The organism is Streptomyces sp. NPDC013157, assembly GCF_042899865.1.
Taxonomy (GTDB): domain Bacteria; phylum Actinomycetota; class Actinomycetes; order Streptomycetales; family Streptomycetaceae; genus Streptomyces.
Map to the genome: position 1 here is coordinate 316,441 of NZ_JBIBAK010000004.1, position 18,760 is coordinate 335,200.

Here is an 18,760-nt window from a genome sequence, read left to right on the forward strand (position 1 = left end):
GGCCCGCTGTGTGATCGTCTACACCCGGAGCGCTGGCCGTGGATCAGTTGGCCCTTCTGTTCGTGCTGCTGCTCGGGGCCCTGGTGAGCGTTCCGGTGGGGGACCGCTTCGGACTGCCGGCGCCCGTGCTGATGACGTTGTTCGGGATCGTCCTCGCGGTCGCCGACTTCGTGCCGAACGTGAACATCCCGCCCGAGCTGATCCTGCCCGGCCTGCTGCCGCCGCTGCTCTACGCCGCCGTACGGCGGACCTCCTGGCGGCAGTTCGCGGCCAACAAACGGCCGATCTTCCTGCTCGCCGTGGCTCTGGTCTTCGTCACCACGCTGTGCGTGGCCGTCGTCGCCAACGCGATCGTGCCCGGACTGCCGATCGCCGCCGCGATCGCGCTGGGCGCGCTGGTCGCCCCGCCCGACCCGGTCGCCGCGACCGCCGTCGCCGGACAGCTCGGGCTGCCGCGCCGGCTGGTGTCGATCCTGGAAGGCGAGGGCCTCTTCAATGACGTCACGGCCATCGTGCTCTACCACGTGGCCATCGCGGCCGTGGTCAGCGGCACGTTCTCGCCGTGGCGGGCCGGGCTGGACTTCCTGCTGTCCGCCGTGGTCGCGGTCGTCGTGGGGCTGGTGCTCGGCTGGGGCGCGAACAAGCTGATGGACGTGCTCGGCGACGCGACCCTGCAGATCGGCCTGACCCTGATCGTCCCGTACGCCTCCTACGTCATCGCCGAGGAACTGCACGGCTCCGGCGTCCTCGCCGTGCTCACCACCGCCCTGTTCATCGCCGAGTACGCGACCGACGCCGACGACGTCATGACCCGGCTCGCCGGATACACCTTCTGGGACATCGTCGACACGCTCGTCACGGGTGTCGCGTTCGGGCTGATCGGCCTGGAGCTGCACAACGCGATCCGCACGGCGTCCGGCCGCTGGGGGGAGCTGCTCGGCTGGGCGGCCGCGATCGTGGGCGTGGTGGTCGTGGTGCGGCTGGTCTGGCTGCTGCCGGCGACCTGGCTGACCAAGCGGCTGCACGCCCGGCGGGACTACGACGAGGAGATCCCGACCAGCTGGCGGGAGACCATCGTGATGTGGTGGTCCGGGATGCGCGGGGTGGCGTCGGTGGCGCTGGCCCTGGCCATCCCGCTGAAGACCGACGACGGAACCGCCTTCCCGGACCGGGACGTGGTCGTCTTCATCGCCTTCGGCGTGATCATGGCGACGCTGGTCCTTCAGGGGCTGACCCTGCCGTGGCTGGTGAAACGGCTGGGGGTGCGGGCCGACACCGACCGCGAGAAGGAGATCGAGAAGGAGCTGGCGGTACGGGCGGCGAAGGCGGCACGGCGGCGTCTGAAGGAGATCGAGCAGGTCGAGGAGTTGCCCGAGGACGTGACGGAGCAGATGCTGCGGCGGGCCTTCGAGATCGGGTTCCGGATCAGCCCCGACGTGGTCGAGGACGAGCGGCGGGAGGGCCACGACAAGCGGATGCGGCGGCTGAAGCGGTTGCGGCGGATCCAGCAGGAGATGCTGAGCGCGGCGCGGCACGAGGTGCTGGCGGCGCGGAGCGAGCCGGGGGCGGATCCGGAGATCGTGGACCGGGTGCTGCGGCATCTGGACGTGCGTAGCCTGCGCTGACGCTCCGCTGGGGGTGCCGTGATGTGCCGTCGTTCGGCTGCGGCTTCGTCGTGGCTGGTCGCGCAGTTCCTCCCCCAGCCTTCGGCCGGGGGCACCCCCAGCGCCCCTTCGGGGGCGCTGGTACCGCGTCGGTCATACAAGCACATGTCAGCTGTGGACAGTCGCAGGCGCCGTCGGCTTCCCGCTCGTAGTCTCAGATCATGGCTCGGAACATTGTGATCAGTGGTGGAGGAACCGGCATCGGGCTCGCCGCGGCGCGGGTGTTCGCCGGGGACGGGGATCGGGTGCTGCTGCTCGGGCGGCGCAGGGAGGTGCTGGAGAAGGCGGGGGTGCCCGGGGCGGAGGTGTACGCCGCCGATCTGGCCGAACCCGAGCAGGTGCGCGAGGTCGCGCGGTTCGTCGCCGAGGAGTTCGGCACCGTGGACGTGCTCGTCCACAGTGCCGGGGGGAACGCGGCGTTCGCGCCCGGCGCGGAGGCCGGTGACCCGCTCGACGCCGTCGCCCGTGTCTGGAGCGGCAACTTCCGGCAGAACACGCTGACCGCCGTGCTGCTCACGGAGGCGCTGAAGGACCGGCTCGCCGACCCCGGCGGGCGGGTACTGTTCCTGAGCTCCATAGCGGCCTTCCGGGGCTCGGGAACCGGGTCCTACGCGGCGTCCAAGGCCGCCCTGCACCCCTACGCCCATGACCTGGCCCGGCAGCTGGGGCCGCGCGGGGTCACCGTGAACGTGGTCGCGCCCGGATATGTCGAGGACACCGAGTTCTTCGGCGGCCCGGTCGACGAGGCCCGGCGGGAGCGGCTCGTCGCCGAGACGTCCACGGGGCGGGCCGGCATCCCCGGTGACGTCGCCGCCACCCTGCACTGGCTGGCCTCCCCGGCCGCCGGGCACGTCACCTCGCAGATCGTCCAGGTCAACGGCGGCGCCGAACGCGGCCACTGAGGGCGCGGGGCGAGGAGAGCGGAGCGGTCAGCGGGGGCCGGTGTAGGGCCGCTCGTGCAGGCGCCGGTCGGCGCCGGCCGCCACCCCGTCCTGGGAGGGGATGATCCCGCCGGGCGGCAGGACCGCGTCGGCCGTGTTGACCCGGGGCAGGGCGTACGGGTGCTCCGCGCACAGCCAGGTGATCATCTGCTCGCGGACGGTCACCCGGACCGTCCAGATGTCGTCCGCGTCCTTGGCGGTCACCAGTGCCCGCACCTGCATGGTGTTCGGCGTGGAGTCGGTGACCACCAGGCCGTAGGCCCGCCCGTCCCAGGCCGGGCACTCGCGCAGGATGTCCTGGAGCTTGTCCCGCATGGCCTCGACCGGTGCCGAGTGGTCGAGATGCCAGTAGACGATCCCGGTCATCTGCGGGGTGCCCCGCGACCAGTTCTCGAAGGGTTTGGAGGTGAAGTACGACACCGGCATGGTGATCCGGCGCTCGTCCCAGGTCCGTACCGTCAGAAAGGTCAGGGTGATCTCCTCGACCGTGCCCCACTCGCCGTCGACCACGACCGTGTCACCGAGGCGCACCATGTCGCCGAAGGCGATCTGCAGACCGGCGAACATGTTCGCCAGGGTGGACTGGGCGGCCACACCGGCGACGATGCCGAGGATTCCGGCGGAGGCCAGCAGGGAGGCGCCGGCCGCGCGCATCGCCGGGAAGGTCAGCAGCATCGCCGCCACGGCCACCACACCGACGACCGCCGTCACCACCCGCATGATCAGCGACACCTGGGTGCGCACCCGGCGGACCCGGGCCGCGTCGTGGTGGGCACGGGCATAGCGGTCGTAGGTCGACTGCACGATGGCCGCCGCGATCCGCACCACCAGCCAGGCGGCCGACCCGATCAGCACCAGGGTCAGGATCTGGCCGACGGCGACCCGGTGCTCCAGGATCAGCTGGGCCTGGTCGTAGGAGCCTCTGAGCAGGGCCGCGCACAGCACCAGCTGGTAGGGGATGCGGCCGCGGCGCAGCAGGCCCCACAGCGGCGTCTCGCTGTGCCGTGCGTCGGCCTTGCGCAGCAGTAGATCGGTCGCCCAGCCGATCAGCAGGGTGAGGACGACGGCGCCGCCGAACACGATCAGCGGGCGGAGTACGTTCTCCATCTCCATGGCTTCGAACGTAACCGGATCTGTGGGGTCCTGAACATGCCGCCCGGTGAGAAGGACGTCACGGTCGCGGTCGGAGGCAGGTCGGTACTGTCGGCGGCGGCTGGCACCATGGGCGCATGAACATCATGCTCTTTCACTCGTCCTATGGGCTCAGGCCCGCGGTGCGCGAGGCCGCGGACCGGCTGCGTGCCGCCGGGCACGAGGTGTGGACGCCGGACCTGTTCGAGGGGCGCACGTTCGACACCGTCGAGGAGGGCATGGAGTTCAACGAGTCGCTCGGCAAGGACGAGCTGCTGAAGCGGGCCGTGCTGGCGGCGGCGCCGTACTCGGGGCGCGGGCTGGTGTACGCGGGGTTCTCGCTGGGCGCCTCGATCGCGCAGACGCTGGCGCTGGGCGACGAGCGGGCGCGGGGGCTGCTGCTTCTGCACGGCACGTCGGACATCGCGCCCAGCGCCTCGGTGGACGACCTGCCGGTGCAGCTGCACGTGGCCGAGCCGGACGCCTTCGAGACGGACGACTGGCTCAGCGCCTGGTACCTGCAGATGGGCCGGGCCGGCGCCGACGTGGAGGTCTACCGGTACCCGGGAGCCGGTCACCTCTACACCGACCCCGGTCTGCCGGACTACGACGAGGAGGCCGCCGAGGCCACCTGGCGGGTGGCGCTCGGCTTCCTCGACACGCTGTAGGTGACGGTTACACCGGGTCGTAGGTGCGCTCGACCTTCTGGGTGCCGCTGCGGGTGCGGTACGACCGCTCCCAGGACGAGGTGGCGTCGGCCTTCGTCTTGTCGGAGAGGACGTAGTAGTCCATCTGCGCCCGCGCGGCCGTGATGTCCAGGATGCCGTAGCCGTGCCGGTCGGTGTCGACCCAGTGCACGTGGCGGTTGGCCAGCTGGATGACCGGGGCGGCGACGGTGGAGACGACGCCGGGGGAGACCTTGAGGATGTCGTCGAGGTTGTCGGAGGTCACCGAGGTGACCACGAACTCGGTGGCGGCCGAGGCGGACAGCGGGTAGGTCCCGGCGTCCACCGGCACGTCGTTGGCCCAGGCCATGTGGATGTCGCCGGTCAGGAACACCGTGTTGCCGATCGCGTTGGAGCGCAGGTGGGCCAGCAGCTCGCGGCGGTCGTCGGTGTAGCCGTCCCACTGGTCGGTGTTGAGGCCGAGGCCGTCCTGGGGCAGGCCGAGCAGCTTGGCGAGCGGCTTGAACAGGTCGGCGGAGAGTGAGCCGATGGCGAACGGCGAGATCATCACCGAGTTGCCGACCAGCCGCCAGGTGGTGTCGGAGGCCTTCAGACCGGCCTTGAGCCAGTCGAGCTGGGCGCGGCCGGTGATGGTGCGGTCCGGGTCGTCGACCGAGCCGCTGCCCGTGGACACCTGCTGGGAGCGGAAGGAGCGCAGGTCGAGCAGGGAGAGGTCGGCGAGCTTGCCGAAGCGCAGCCGGCGGTAGGTGGTGCCGGCGATGGCCGGGCGGACCGGCATCCACTCGAAGTAGGCCTGCTTGGCAGCGGCCTGACGGGCCGTCCAGGTGCCCTCGGCGCCCTCGGTGTGGTTCTCGGCACCGCCGGACCAGGAGTCGTTGGCGAACTCGTGGTCGTCCCAGATGGCGATGACCGGCGCCTTGGCGTGCAGGGCCTGCAGGTCGGTGTCGGTCTTGTACTTGCCGTGCCGTATGCGGTAGTCGGCGAGGGTGATGATCTCGTGGGTGGGCGCGTGCTCACGGACCACGGTGTCCCGGGTGCCGTACTCGCCGGTGCCGTACTCGTAGATGTAGTCGCCGAGGTGCAGCCAGGCGTCGAGGTCGCTCCGCGCGGCCAGGTGCCGGTAGGAGGCGAAGTAGCCGGCCTCCCAGTTGGCGCAGGAGACCACGCCGAAGCGCAGGCCCGGGACGGTGGCGTCCGCCGCGGGTGCGGTGCGGGTACGCGCCACCGGGGAGTCCGTGGAGCCGGCCGAGAAGCGGAACCAGTAGTCGGTGGCCGGGGCCAGGCCGCGGATGTCCGCCTTGACGGTGTGGTCGGAGGCGGCGGTCGCGGTGGTGGAGCCCTTGGAGACGACGTTCGTCAGCGCCTTGTCGGTGGCGACGACCCAGCTGACCTCGGTGTCCGGGCCGATCCCGGAGCCCGGCGTCGCGTCGGCGGTCGGCGTCACCCGGGTCCACAGCAGGATGCCGTCGGGGAGCGGGTCGCCGGAGGCGATGCCGTGCAGGAAGGCGGGCGCGTCCGAGGCGGCCCGGGCCGGCAGTGCGGCGGCCAGCGGTGCGGCCAGGACAGCGGTCGCCGCCGCGGCCTTGACGACCGTACGGCGGCGAGGGGAGAGGGAGTGTGCACTCTCGGAAGACTGTATTGATCTGATTCGACTGGTCACGAGCGCTCAGGTTACTGACCAGTATGAACAAGAGCAGGCGAACCGACGAAAGTTCGCCTGCTCTTCACGTGGAGCCGGGAATTCCGGTCCGGCGTCAGCCCTTGAGGGCCGCGTCCACCACGGAGTTGAAGGCCTCGACCGTCATCGGCGGGTTGCCGTTGGAGTCGGCCGTCAGCATCTTGCCGTTCATGACGAAGCTCGGGGTGCCCGTCACGCCGTCCTTGTTGGTGTCGAAGGTCTTCGACATGGCCAGCGCCCAGGCGTCGTACTTGCCGGACTTCACGTCGGCCTGGAAGGACTTGTTGTTCTTCAGCGCCGGGACGGTGTCGGCGACCTCGATGAGGTAGCTGTCGTTCTTGAACTTGTCGGTGGACTCGTCCGGGTGCCACTTCTTCGAGTACAGCGCGGTCTTGTACTCCAGGAACGCCTCGTCGCTGACGTTCAGCGCGGCGCCCATGGCGCTCAGCGCGTTCTTGGAGCCCTCGCCGCGGGAACCGATCGTGCCCTTGCCGAGCGCGTCGCCGTCGAGGAACGTGCCGCCGATGTACTGGATCTTGAACTTGCCGTCGTCGATATCCTTCTTCACCGTCGAACCGACGGTCTGCTCGAACTGGGCGCAGATCGGGCAGCGCGGGTCCTCGTAGACCTTCAGGGTCTTCGTGGCGGTGGACTTGCCGATGACGACGGTGGTGCCGTCCGTGCCCGTCGTGTTGGCCGGGGCGACGACCTTGGCGTCCTTCTCCGACTCCCAGTAACTCGGCTTGTTGGCCTGGACGACGGCATAGCCTATGCCGCCCGCCGCGGCCAGCACGGCCACGACCGAGCAGGCCACGATGGCCTGCCGCCTGACCTTGGCACGCTTGGCCTGCTTCTCGCGCTCGGCGCGCAGCCGCTCCCGGGCCGCGTTCTTGGCAGCTGCGCTGTTCCGCTTGCTCATGTCGGTGATCTCCATAGGGGACGCGCACATGTCGTACGCGGGATACGTGTGGGGGACTCGTCGTACTCGGAGCGCTCGAAGTGTTCGGAGTACTCGGACGAGGGGCGTGCTCGGGCGGGCGGGGGCGCTCAGGCGAAGGGCAGGGCGAGCGCCCCGGAGCACGGCGGTCCGCGCCGTCCCAGGGAGTGCACGAGGAGCAGGTCGCGGACGGCGGCCGGGTGCGGTGCCGGGCGCGGCAGCCGTCGTACCGGAGCCGGCCGGGCCGTGCCCGCGGCGGCCGCGAGGAGCAGCGGGCGGAAGGTGGTGGCGGCGACCGCGCGCAGCAGCTGGGTCAGGGCGCGCTCGCCGCGACGCAGCCACGCGGCGGCGAGCAGACCGACGCCGACGTGCGCGGCGAGCAGCAGCCAGGCGGCGGCCGGGTCGGCGTGCGCGAGGGCCACGGCGGTGCGGGAGCCGCCGGTCATCCGGGCCAGCGGGGTGCCGACCGTGCCGCCGTGGCAGAGCACGTCGAGGCCGACCGCACGCAGCGGGCCCGCGATGGGGCCGCCCGCGCGGCCGTAGCAGGCGTGCTGGCCGGTGGTGAAGACCGTGTCGGCGGCCAGCTCCAGCGGGATCAGCAGGACCGCGATCCGGCCGAAGCCGCGCTCGCGGCCCGCCAGCGCGTACGCCGTGCCGAACACCCCGGCGGCGACCGCGGCCACCGTGGTGAACGGCAGCGGGGCCCGGGACAGCAGCACGTGCGACGCGGTGCTGAGCGTCACGACGAAAGCCGTGAACAGCGCCGCGCGCACGGCTCTGAGCTGGGTCCCGGATATGTCCATAGCGGTGGAGAGTCTGTCACGTACTCATGTAAGGGACCCCTAAAAAGGCCCTGAGAATCGGCGAAGGTTACAGCCCTGGAATGCGGCCGTTGCGGAAGAGGTCGACGAAGATCTGGTGGTCGGCACGCGCGCGGGCGCCGTAGCTGTGCGCGAACTCGGTGAGCAGCCCTGCGAAACCGTCCTCGTCGGCCGCTATCGCCGCGTCGATGGCCCGCTCGGTGGAGAACGGCACCAGGGACTCGCCGGAGGTGTCGTCGGCCGCCGAGTGCATCGACGCCGTGGCCCGGCCGAGGTCCGCGACGACCGCCGCGATCTCCTCCGGGTCGTCGATGTCGCTCCAGTCCAGGTCCACCGCGTACGGCGACACCTCGGCGACCAGCTGCCCCGCGCCGTCCAGCTCGGTCCAGCCCAGCCACGGGTCGGCGTGCGCCTGCAGGGCGCGCTGCGAGATCACCGTGCGGTGGCCCTCGTGCCGGAAGTAGTCGCGGATCGCCGGGTCCGTGACGTGCCGGGAGACGGCCGGGGTCTGGGCCTGCTTGATGTAGATCACCACGTCGTTCTCCAGGGCGTCCGTGGCACCCTCCAGGAGGATGTTGTACGACGGCAGGCCGGCCGAGCCGATGCCGATCCCGCGGCGGCCGACGACGTCCTTCACCCGGTAGGAGTCCGGACGGGACAGCGACGACTCCGGGAGCGTCTCCAGGTAGCCGTCGAAGGCGGCCAGGACCTTGTAGCGGGTGGCCGCGTCCAACTCGATGGAGCCGCCGCCGGAGGCGAAGCGGCGCTCCCAGTCGCGGATCTCCGTCATCGAGTCCAGCAGCTCGAAACGGGTCAGCGAGCGGGCCGCGCGCAGCGCGCCGAGCAGCGGGCCCTCGGCGGTGTCCAGGGTGAAGGGCGGCACCTCGTCGCTCTTCGCACCCGTCGCCAGCGCGTGGATGCGCTCGCGGTACGCGTCCGCGTACACCTCCACCAGCTCGGTGATCTGCTCGTCGCTGAGCGCCTTCGCGTACCCGATGAGCGCGATGGAGGCGGCGAAGCGCTTCAGGTCCCAGGTGAACGGGCCGACGTAGGCCTCGTCGAAGTCGTTGACGTTGAAGACCAGGCGGCCGTTGGAGTCCATGTACGTGCCGAAGTTCTCCGCGTGCAGGTCGCCGTGGATCCACACGCGCGAGGTGCGCTCGTCCAGGTACGGACCGGTGTATGTCCGCCCGCCGCCCTGGCCGGCGTGGACCGCGTCCAGGTCGTGGTAGAAGAGCGCGGCCGTGCCCCGGTAGAAGGCGAAGGCCGAGGCCGCCATCTTCCGGAACTTCACGCGGAACGCGGCCGGGTCGGCGGCCAGGAGCTCGCCGAAGGCGGTGTCGAAGACGGCGAGGATCTCCTCGCCGCGCTGCTCGCCGTTGAGCTGGGGGACCGACATCGCTGGGTGCCTCCTGGTACGGGTGATGCCTGACATGTGGCACGGATCTCTCGCCCGGACCAACGTGCGACGGTCCGCGGGAGTGCCCGCTTTCTTCGCATGAAGGTACGCGGGGCAGCCCGCCCGGTGTCAGTGCCGAGGCATAGGATTCCGCTGTCCCACCAGACTGTCCGCAGCCGGTGGGCAGATCGTCGACGCCCGTTTCCCTTGGAGGCCGAAACCGTGTCAAAGCCGCCCTTCACGCACCTGCACGTCCACACCCAGTACTCGCTGCTGGACGGTGCCGCGCGGCTCAAGGACATGTTCAACGCCTGCAACGAGATGGGCATGACGCACATCGCCATGTCCGACCACGGCAACCTGCACGGGGCGTACGACTTCTTCCACTCCGCGAAGAAGGCCGGGGTCACCCCGATCATCGGGATCGAGGCGTATGTCGCCCCCGAGTCGCGGCGCAACAAGCGCAAGATCCAGTGGGGCCAGCCGCACCAGAAGCGGGACGACGTCTCCGGTTCCGGCGGCTACACCCACAAGACGATGTGGGCCGTGAACAGCACGGGGCTGCACAACCTCTTCCGGCTCTCCTCGGACGCGTACGCCGAGGGCTGGCTGCAGAAGTGGCCCCGGATGGACAAGGAGACCATCGCCCAGTGGTCCGAGGGGATCGTCGCCTCCACCGGCTGCCCCTCCGGCGAGCTCCAGACCCGGCTGCGCCTCGGGCAGTACGACGAGGCCCTGAAGGCCGCCGCCGACTACCAGGACATCTTCGGCAAGGACCGCTACTTCCTGGAGCTGATGGACCACGGCATCGACATCGAGCACCGGGTCCGCGACGGCCTCCTGGAGATCGGCAAGAAGCTCGGCATCCCGCCGCTGGTGACGAACGACTCGCACTACACCTACGCGCACGAGGCGACCGCCCACGACGCCCTGCTGTGCATCCAGACCGGCAAGAACCTCTCCGACCCGGACCGCTTCAAGTTCGACGGCACCGGCTACTACCTCAAGTCCACGGACGAGATGTACGCCATCGACTCCTCGGACGCCTGGCAGGAGGGCTGCGCCAACACCCTCCTGGTCGCCGAGATGGTCGACACCACCGGCATGTTCGAGGCGAAGAACCTCATGCCGAAGTTCGACATCCCCGACGGCTACACCGAGGTCACCTGGTTCAAGGAGGAGGTCCGCCGGGGCATGGACCGCCGCTTCCCCGGCGGCGTCCCGGACGACCGGCAGAAGCAGGTCGAGTACGAGATGGACGTCATCATCCAGATGGGGTTCCCGGGCTACTTCCTCGTCGTCGCCGACTTCATCATGTGGGCCAAGAACAACGGCATCGCGGTCGGCCCCGGCCGAGGCTCCGCGGCCGGCTCGATCGTCGCCTACGCCATGGGCATCACCGACCTCGACCCGATCCCGCACGGCCTGATCTTCGAGCGGTTCCTCAACCCCGAGCGCGTCTCCATGCCCGACGTCGACATCGACTTCGACGAGCGCCGGCGCGTCGAGGTGATCAGGTACGTGACCGAGAAGTACGGCGCCGACAAGGTCGCCATGATCGGCACCTACGGCAAGATCAAGGCCAAGAACGCGATCAAGGACTCCGCGCGCGTGCTCGGCTACCCGTACGCGATGGGCGACCGCATCACCAAGGCCATGCCCGCCGACGTCCTCGGCAAGGGCATCGACCTGGACGGCATCACCAACTCCGCGCACCCCCGCTACAACGAGGCGGGCGAGGTCCGGGGGATGTACGAGAACGAGCCGGACGTGAAGAAGGTCATCGACACCGCCAAGGGCGTCGAGGGCCTGGTCCGGCAGATGGGTGTGCACGCCGCCGGCGTCATCATGTCCAGCGAGACCATCACCGAGCACGTTCCGGTGTGGGTGCGGCACACCGACGGTGTGACCATCACGCAGTGGGACTACCCGAGCTGCGAGTCGCTCGGCCTGCTGAAGATGGACTTCCTGGGCCTGCGCAACCTCACGATCATGGACGACGCCGTCAAGATGGTGAAGTCCAACAAGGGCGTCGACATCGACCTCCTGGCGCTCCCGCTGGACGACCCGACGACCTTCGAACTGCTCCAGCGCGGCGACACCCTCGGCGTCTTCCAGTTCGACGGCGGCCCCATGCGCTCCCTGCTGCGCCTGATGAAGCCGGACAACTTCGAAGACATCTCCGCCGTGTCGGCGCTCTACCGTCCGGGCCCGATGGGCATGGACTCGCACACGAACTACGCGCTGCGCAAGAACAAGCTCCAGGAGATCACCCCGATCCACAAGGAGCTGGAGGAGCCCCTCGAAGAGGTCCTCGCGGTCACCTACGGCCTGATCGTCTACCAGGAGCAGGTGCAGAAGGCCGCCCAGATCATCGCCGGCTACTCCCTCGGCGAGGCCGACATCCTGCGCCGCGTGATGGGCAAGAAGAAGCCCGACGAACTGGCCAAGAACTTCACGATCTTCCAGGCCGGCGCCAAGAAGAACGGCTACAGCGACGAGGCGATCCAGGCGCTGTGGGACGTGCTGGTCCCGTTCGCCGGCTACGCGTTCAACAAGGCGCACTCGGCCGCGTACGGCCTGGTCTCCTACTGGACCGCCTACCTCAAGGCCAACTACCCGGCCGAGTACATGGCCGCCCTGCTGACCTCCGTCAAGGACGACAAGGACAAGTCGGCGATCTACCTCAACGAATGCCGCCGCATGGGCATCAAGGTGCTTCCGCCGAACGTCAACGAGTCGGTGCACAACTTCGCCGCCCAGGGCGACGACGTGATCCTGTTCGGCCTGGAGGCCGTGCGCAACGTCGGCAGCAACGTGGTCGAGTCGATCATCAAGAGCCGCAAGGCCAAGGGCAAGTACGCCTCCTTCCCCGACTACCTCGACAAGGTCGAGGCGGTCGCCTGCAACAAGCGCACCACGGAATCCCTGATCAAGGCGGGCGCGTTCGACACCCTGGGGCACACCCGCAAGGGCCTCACCGCGCAGTACGAACCGATGATCGACAACGTGGTCGCGGTCAAGCGCAAGGAGGCCGAGGGCCAGTTCGACCTCTTCGGCGGGATGGGCGAGGAGGAGACCAGCGAACCCGGCTTCGGACTCGACGTGCAGTTCACCGACGACGAGTGGGACAAGACCTATCTGCTCGCCCAGGAGCGGGAGATGCTCGGTCTGTACGTCTCCGACCACCCGCTCTTCGGCCTGGAGCACGTGCTCTCCGACAAGGCCGACGCGGGCATCGCCCAGCTCACCGGCGGCGAGCACGCCGACGGGGCCGTGGTGACCATCGGCGGCATCATCTCGGGCCTGCAGCGCAAGATGACCAAGCAGGGCAACGCCTGGGCGATCGCCACCGTGGAGGACCTCGCGGGCTCCATCGAGTGCATGTTCTTCCCGGCGACCTACCAGCTGATCTCGACCCAACTCGTCGAGGACGCGGTCGTGTTCGTCAAGGGCCGGCTCGACAAGCGCGAGGACGTGCCGCGGCTGGTCGCCATGGAACTGGCGGTACCGGACCTCTCCAACGCCGGCACCAACGCGCCCGTGATCCTCACCATCCCGGCCACCCGGGTCACCCCGCCCATGGTCAGCCGCCTCGGCGAGATCCTCAGCCACCACAAGGGCGACAGCGAGGTCCGGATCAAGCTCCAGGGCCCGACCAAGACGACCGTGCTGCGCCTGGACCGGCACCGGGTGAAGCCGGACCCGGCGCTGTTCGGCGACCTCAAGGTGCTGCTCGGCCCGTCCTGCCTGGCCGGATAGGTCCTCACCCGGTACGGACGGCCGCAGGCGCCGTCGTACGCGCGCGGAAGGGGCGCACCCGCAACGGGTGCGCCCCTCCCGCATGCCCGGGCTTCAACAGCCCGCAGGGACCTGGTCAGTCCGCTCAGTTGTGGCCGAAGCTCTTCTGCTTCTTGCGCGCAACGTCGGCCGGGCTGCCCTGGATGTGCGTCACCGGCGAGTCCTGGGTCTCGCCCGACGTCCGCTGCCCGTGCTCGTGGGTCTGCTCGGTCTGCTGCGGGGTGCGGCTCTGGGAGCCACCCTTGCGGTTCTTGTTCTTGGCCATGGTGATCTGCCTCCTGTGGGGGATCTAGGGGCCGAATTCAGATTCACATAGGCTGACAACAGACGCATTTCGGATAATTACCGTCTGTAACAGGGCTTGTCGGAGAGCAAGGACCCGAAACGCCACGCCGAAGATCGAGTTCGGGCCGTTAACCCCCGCGTGGTCGGGCAGACTCGAAGGAAGCCCCGAAAGCAAACCTCCCGGAAAGAGGGTGAGTCGCGTGGACCGCTGCATCGTCCTGGTGGACGCCGGGTATCTGCTGGGTGCCGCCGCCAGTCTCCTCGCCGGTGAGCCCTCCCGATCCCGCATCACCGTCGACCACGCCGCGCTGATCCAGGCGCTGCGCGACCGCGCGGAGTCCGACACCGAGCGTCCGCTGCTGCGCATCTACTGGTTCGACGGCGCACCCGACCGTGTCCCGCAGCCGGAACACCGCCGCCTGCGCGTGATGCCCCGGGTGACCGTCCGGCTCGGGGCGCTGACCCGCAGCGACGGACGCTGGGCGCAGAAGGGCGTGGACGCGGCCATGCACGCCGAGCTGACCGAGCTGGCCCGCAACCGTGCCTGCTCCGACGTCGTGCTCGTGACCGGCGACGGGGACCTGCTGCCGGGCATGATGGCCGCCAAGGAGCACGGGGTGGCCGTACACCTGTGGGCCGTGCAGGCCGCCGACGGCGACTACAACCAGTCCGAGGACCTGGTCGCCGAGGCCGACGAGCGGCGGGTGCTGGACCGGGCGTGGATCACCCAGGCGGTACGGGCCAAGGAGCTGACCGGGGTCTGTGCGCCGCCGCCGGTCCCGCGGCCGGAGATCGCCGCGATCCTCTCGGCGCCCCTGCCCGAGTCCTCACTGGCGGCGGCCCCCGAGCCGGGGACCGAGGACGTGGAGCGGGCGCCCGCGGCGAGCGTCGTGGAGAACGGGGCGCCGGAGCGGGTGCCGGCGCCGAAGGGGGTGCCGACGCCCAAGGATCTCGCCGCGTTGCGGGCACCGGGCGCGCAGCCGGTCCAGCACCCGGCGACCACGGCCACCCTGCGGTGGTCCTCCGACAAGGGGTGGGTGGACCGGCCGGGGGTCGCGGCGGAGCCGGCGGAGGCGGCTTCCATGCCGACGCTGGCGCAGCTGACCACCGCGGAGCAGCGGTGGGCCGACCGGGAGGAGGACATCACGACCGTCGGCGGGGATCCGTACGAGGTCGGTCAGGTGTTCGCCCGGCGGTGGATGTCACGGCTCGGGGATCAGATGCATCTGCAGAAGCTGTCCGGGATGTATCCGCGGATTCCGCACCGGATCGACGGGGAGCTGTTGCGGTACGCGGCGCGGTTCGGGTTGCTGGCGCACAAGGACGACCAGATCGACGAGCATGACCGCTACGCCATTCGGGCGGGGTTCTGGAGAGAGTTCGATGTGCCGGCGGGGGCCGGGGAGCATGCGTCGGCGGAGTGAGTCGAGGGGACTGCGGGAGGTGGTTCGGCTGCGGGCCGGTGGGGGCTGGTCGCGCCCACGCGGAGGAGCCGCATATTGATGCAGCCCCGCGCCCCTTTGGGGCGCGCTGTCCCCACGGAGCTGGAAAGCTGAGGCGCCCCAAAGGCGAGTAAACGGGGGCGACCCCGTAGTCTCGTCCCTTGTGAGTACGGGCGTGGGTCGGGCACTTCGGCGACAGGGCGATGTCGTGTGTGCCGTGCGTGGGCTGACCAAGACCTACGCCGCGGTCAAAGGGCGGCGTGGTGCTCCCGCCGTGCCCGAGGTGCGGGCCACCGACGGGGTGGAGCTCGATGTCCGGCGCGGGGAGATCTTCGGGCTGCTCGGGCCGAACGGGGCCGGCAAGTCGACGCTCGTACGGCAGCTCACGGGGCTGCTGCGGCCCGACGCGGGCAGTGTCGAGATCCTCGGGCACGACATCGTGCGGCACCCGGAGCGGGCCGCGCGGATCCTCGCCTACCTGGGGCAGGAGTCCAGCGCCCTCGACGAGCTGACCGTGTCCCTCGCGGCCGAGACCACCGGGCGGCTGCGCGGACTGGATGTGCGCCAGGCGCGGCGCGAGCGCGACGCCGTGCTGGAGGAACTGGGCCTCACGCCGATCGCCGGGCGGGCGCTCAAGAAGCTCTCCGGAGGCCAGCGGCGGCTCGCCTGCTTCGCCGCCGCGCTGGTCGGGGAACGGCAATTGCTGGTGCTCGACGAGCCGACGACCGGGATGGACCCCGTGGCCCGCCGGGCCGTGTGGGCCGCCGTGGACCGGCGGCGGGCCGAGCAGGGCGCCACCGTGGTGCTGGTCACCCACAACGTCATCGAGGCCGAGACGGTCCTCGACCGGGTCGCCGTCCTCGACCAGGGGCGGGTCATCGCCTGCGACACCCCCGCCGGGCTCAAGGAACGGGTCGCCGGTGAGGTGCGGGTCGAGCTGGTGTGGCGGGAGCACGCGCCGCTGGACGTGCCCGAGGTGGCCGTCCTGCGGGAGCGTGCCGTCGAGTCCGGCCGGCGCTGGACGCTGCGGCTCGCGCCCGAGGAGGCGCGTGCCGTCGTCGCCACGGTGACCGGCGGGGCCGCGTTCGCCGCCCTCGACGACTTCACCCTCGCCACGCCCAGCCTGGAGGACGTCTACCTGGCGCTGGGCGGCGCCGCACGGCAGGGGCTGGTGAAGGCGTGACGGCGAACGTGAGGGTGAACAGGACGGCTGCCGGGCGCGTACGGAAAGACGCGGCAGCGGTACGGGCCGCAGGTGCCGCACGGAAAGGGAGCAGCGCGACGTGAGTGTCGTACCCGCTGAGGTTCTGCCGGGCGGTGCCCTGGCCGTGGAGGAGACGGCGCCGGGCGGCCCGGTGGCCGAGCTGGGCCCGCGGGCGCGGCTGTGGCCGTCGCTGGCGGCCGTCTACCGTGCGCAGCTGTCCCGGGCCCGGGTGGCGCGGATCCCGCTGCTGTTCGTCGCGACCTTCCAGTCCGTCGGCATCATGATCATGATGCGCGGGGTGGTGGACTCGCGGGGCGAGGCCCAGTCCGTGGTGGCGGGCTCGTCGGTGGTCGTGGTGGCCTTCGTGGCGCTGAACCTGCTGGCGCAGTACTTCGGGCAGCTGCGGGCCAGCGGCGGGCTCGACCACTACGCCACGCTGCCCGTGCCGCCGGCCTCGGTGGTGCTCGGGGCGGCCGCGGCGTACGCCTCCTTCACCGTGCCGGGAACGCTGGTGACCGCCGCCTTCGGGTGCGTGCTGTTCGGGCTGCCGCTCGGGAACCTGTGGATCCTCCTCGCCGTGATCCCGCTCGCGGGGGCGGCTCTGGCGGGGCTCGGCGCGGCCTGCGGACTGCTCGCGCCGCGCCCCGAACTCGCCACGCTCCTCGGGCAGCTGGGCATGTCGGCGGCGCTGCTGCTCGGCGTGCTGCCGCCGGACCGGATGCCGGGGATCATCCGGTTCGCGCGGGACCTGCTGCCCTCGACGTACGGTGTGGAGGCCTACGCCCGTACCTTCGGGGCGCGGCCCGACTGGGCCGTCGTCCTCGCTGACCTGGGGGTGTGCGCAGGGGTGGGGGTCGTCTCGCTGGCCGTCGCCACCTGGGCGTACCGCAGGGCCGCCGTCCGGTGACGCGCCCCACAGGCCGACCTGGCACGATGGCATCGTGACCGCACCGTTGACGCCGCCTCCGCCGCCGCACGACCAGTCCTCGCATCAGGCCTGGCAGGCTCCGCCGCCTGCCGGGGAGGCCGCGGGGGAGTACGGACAGGACGGTCCCGGGATGAAGACCGAACTGCGGGAAGGCGCCGTGATCGCCGTCGCGGTGGCGGTGAGCGGGGTGCTGCTCGGGCTGCTGTGGCTGTGGCTGGCGCCGCACGTGCCGCTGGTGGGAGACCAGTCCGGCAAGAGCTGGGCGGTCTACCTCAAGGACAGCGAGGGGGAGCAGGCGGCGGGGGTGGACGGAACGTTCACGCTACTGGCGCTGGCGTTCGGGGTAGTGAGCGCGGTCGTGGTGTTTCTTTGGCGGCGGCGTGGGGGTGTGCCGCTGGTGGTGGCGCTGGGGGTCGGGGGGCTGCTCGGGTCTCTCCTGGCCTGGCGGCTCGGGGTGTGGCTGGGGCCGGAGCAGGATGTGATCGCCCATGCGAAGGCCGTGGGCAAGGGGGTGACGTTCTCCGCGCCGCTGAAGCTCGGGGCGAAGGGGGCGTTGCTGGCGTGGTCGTTGTCGGCGCTGGTGGTCCATCTGGGCTTGATGGCGCTGTTCGGCCCGCGCGACCCGGAGCCCCCGTACGAGGACGGCCCGTACGCCGCTCCACCGGCCTAGTCTGTCCCGCCCCCGCCCCGCCGCCCCTACCCGTCCCATCCTCCAGGGGGTGGGCCCCCTTCGACCGCCCGCCACGCGGGGGCTGCCGCCCCCGAACCCCCGCTTCGGCCTGAACGGCCTCGTCCTCAAACGCCGGACGGGCTGGGAGGGGGTGTCGCCCGGTTGTTGTCCTTGAGCGCTGGGTGGGCTGGGAGGGGGGTGCCGTTCGGTAGTCGTCCTCGAGCGCCGGGCGGGCTGAGATGTGGTGACGAGCGGCTCTCGTCCTCAAACGCGGGACGGGCTGGACCGTGGCGGTTGCAAGCAGTGTTCGGTGACCGGTGAGCGGGGGCCGCGGCAGCAGAGCCAGGGGCGCGGGGAACTGCGCGACCAGGTCCCGGCGGCCTGCAGTCGGCCTGCTGCCCGGGGCTCTGTGTGCAGGCGCCGTCAGGGGCGCCGCGACCAGCCTCCGACGGCCCGCGGTCGGGCTGTCACCCGGTGTCCGTGGGCGTGGGCTGCGGCACCGCACTTGCAGGGGGCGCGGTTCGTGAGGCCCGGCGCCCCCCATGCGCCTATGCCGGACGGCGACCGTGGTTCGCGCGGCGCTTTTTCAGGCGCCACTTTCTTTTCCGTGTCTTCTTCGACATGTCTTCCGTACTTAACCGACCACGGAGAGTTCGTCGAGAGGTCACGCACGGCCGATGGGGGCCAGGGTCGCATTCGTGAGGGTTGCGAGGGCGGTCGGGGCGAGTTCCACCTCCAGGCCGCGGCGGCCCGCCGAGACGCAGATCGTGGGGTGGGCCGACGCGGAGGCGTCCAGGACCGTGGGGAGCTTCTTGCGCTGGCCCAGCGGGGAGATGCCGCCGCGGACGTAGCCCGTCGTGCGCTCGGCCAGGGCCGGGTCCGCCATCGCCGCGCGCTTGCCGCCGACCGCCGTGGCCAGGGCCTTGAGGTCCAGGCTGCCCGCCACGGGGACGACGGCGACCGTGAGCGCGCCGTCGACGTCCGCGACGAGGGTCTTGAAGACGCGGTCGGGGGACACACCCATCGCCTCGGCCGCCTCCTCGCCGTAGGACGGGTGGGCGGGGTCGTGGTCGTAGGAGTGGACCGTGAAGTCCACGCCCGCCGTGGTCAGGGCCACCGTCGCAGGGGTGCCCCCGCCGCCGGACTGCTGCTTCTTCGACTTCTTCGGCATTC

The 18,760-nt window shown here is 70.8% G+C and carries 15 protein-coding genes; 8 read left to right on the forward strand and 7 right to left on the reverse strand.

Annotated elements, in window-relative coordinates; translation table 11 throughout:
• Window positions 1–38: 38 nt before the first annotated feature.
• Entirely contained in the window at window positions 39–1,625 is a 1,587-nt protein-coding gene (locus tag ACFY6U_RS14735; RefSeq protein ID WP_390038113.1) for a Na+/H+ antiporter, read from the forward strand.
• 200 nt (window positions 1,626–1,825) lie between these two features.
• Window positions 1,826–2,566, forward strand: a complete 741-nt coding sequence (locus ACFY6U_RS14740) for an SDR family NAD(P)-dependent oxidoreductase (protein ID WP_390038115.1) — start codon at window positions 1,826–1,828, stop codon at window positions 2,564–2,566.
• 27 nt (window positions 2,567–2,593) lie between these two features.
• Here ACFY6U_RS14740 and ACFY6U_RS14745 read toward each other — a convergent pair whose 3' ends face one another.
• A complete protein-coding gene (locus ACFY6U_RS14745) occupies window positions 2,594–3,712 on the reverse strand; it encodes a mechanosensitive ion channel family protein (RefSeq protein WP_390038651.1) in 1,119 nt (372 codons plus the stop codon).
• Window positions 3,713–3,834: 122 nt separating this feature from the next.
• On the opposite strand from ACFY6U_RS14745, the gene ACFY6U_RS14750 reads away from it, so the two are divergent.
• A complete protein-coding gene (locus ACFY6U_RS14750; protein WP_390038117.1) occupies window positions 3,835–4,404 on the forward strand; it encodes a dienelactone hydrolase family protein in 570 nt (189 codons plus the stop codon).
• Window positions 4,405–4,411: 7 nt separating this feature from the next.
• Here the strand turns inward: ACFY6U_RS14750 and ACFY6U_RS14755 are convergent, their stop codons facing one another.
• The 4 genes from ACFY6U_RS14755 to ACFY6U_RS14770 form a co-directional block, all read right to left on the reverse strand.
• A complete protein-coding gene (locus ACFY6U_RS14755; RefSeq protein ID WP_390038119.1) occupies window positions 4,412–6,082 on the reverse strand; it encodes an alkaline phosphatase D family protein in 1,671 nt (556 codons plus the stop codon).
• Window positions 6,083–6,176: 94 nt separating this feature from the next.
• Window positions 6,177–7,019 carry a thioredoxin domain-containing protein gene (locus tag ACFY6U_RS14760; RefSeq protein ID WP_390038121.1) on the reverse strand — a complete coding sequence of 281 codons (843 nt, stop codon included), beginning with the start codon at window positions 7,017–7,019 and terminating at the stop codon, window positions 6,177–6,179.
• 128 nt (window positions 7,020–7,147) lie between these two features.
• The gene (locus ACFY6U_RS14765) at window positions 7,148–7,840 is read right to left on the reverse strand and encodes a hypothetical protein (RefSeq protein ID WP_390038122.1); all 693 of its coding nucleotides are present in this window, start codon (window positions 7,838–7,840) and stop codon (window positions 7,148–7,150) included.
• A 67-nt stretch (window positions 7,841–7,907) separates the two neighbouring features.
• Window positions 7,908–9,257, reverse strand: coding sequence for a DUF2252 domain-containing protein (locus ACFY6U_RS14770; protein WP_351489539.1), 1,350 nt, complete (start codon window positions 9,255–9,257; stop codon window positions 7,908–7,910).
• Window positions 9,258–9,479: 222 nt separating this feature from the next.
• Between ACFY6U_RS14770 and dnaE the strand changes: the two genes are divergently transcribed.
• Window positions 9,480–13,019: a DNA polymerase III subunit alpha gene (gene dnaE / locus ACFY6U_RS14775; protein ID WP_390038124.1), complete on the forward strand. Its 3,540-nt coding sequence runs from the start codon at window positions 9,480–9,482 to the stop codon at window positions 13,017–13,019.
• Window positions 13,020–13,143: 124 nt separating this feature from the next.
• On the opposite strand, the gene ACFY6U_RS14780 is transcribed toward dnaE, so the two are convergent.
• A complete protein-coding gene (locus ACFY6U_RS14780; RefSeq protein ID WP_390038126.1) occupies window positions 13,144–13,323 on the reverse strand; it encodes a hypothetical protein in 180 nt (59 codons plus the stop codon).
• Window positions 13,324–13,543: 220 nt separating this feature from the next.
• On the opposite strand from ACFY6U_RS14780, the gene ACFY6U_RS14785 reads away from it, so the two are divergent.
• The 4 genes from ACFY6U_RS14785 to ACFY6U_RS14800 all read left to right on the forward strand — a co-directional run bounded on the left by ACFY6U_RS14785 (window position 13,544) and on the right by ACFY6U_RS14800 (window position 17,587).
• Entirely contained in the window at window positions 13,544–14,767 is a 1,224-nt protein-coding gene (locus tag ACFY6U_RS14785; RefSeq protein ID WP_390038128.1) for an NYN domain-containing protein, read from the forward strand.
• A 226-nt stretch (window positions 14,768–14,993) separates the two neighbouring features.
• Window positions 14,994–15,968, forward strand: coding sequence for an ABC transporter ATP-binding protein (locus ACFY6U_RS14790; protein WP_390038129.1), 975 nt, complete (start codon window positions 14,994–14,996; stop codon window positions 15,966–15,968).
• Between the two features lie 100 nt (window positions 15,969–16,068).
• Window positions 16,069–16,896, forward strand: coding sequence for an ABC transporter permease (locus ACFY6U_RS14795; RefSeq protein WP_351489528.1), 828 nt, complete (start codon window positions 16,069–16,071; stop codon window positions 16,894–16,896).
• A 34-nt stretch (window positions 16,897–16,930) separates the two neighbouring features.
• Window positions 16,931–17,587 carry an AAA family ATPase gene (locus tag ACFY6U_RS14800; protein WP_351489526.1) on the forward strand — a complete coding sequence of 219 codons (657 nt, stop codon included), beginning with the start codon at window positions 16,931–16,933 and terminating at the stop codon, window positions 17,585–17,587.
• Window positions 17,588–18,251: 664 nt separating this feature from the next.
• On the opposite strand, the gene ybaK is transcribed toward ACFY6U_RS14800, so the two are convergent.
• Entirely contained in the window at window positions 18,252–18,758 is a 507-nt protein-coding gene (ybaK, locus tag ACFY6U_RS14805; protein ID WP_390038132.1) for a Cys-tRNA(Pro) deacylase, read from the reverse strand.
• Between the last annotated feature and the right edge of the window lie 2 nt (window positions 18,759–18,760).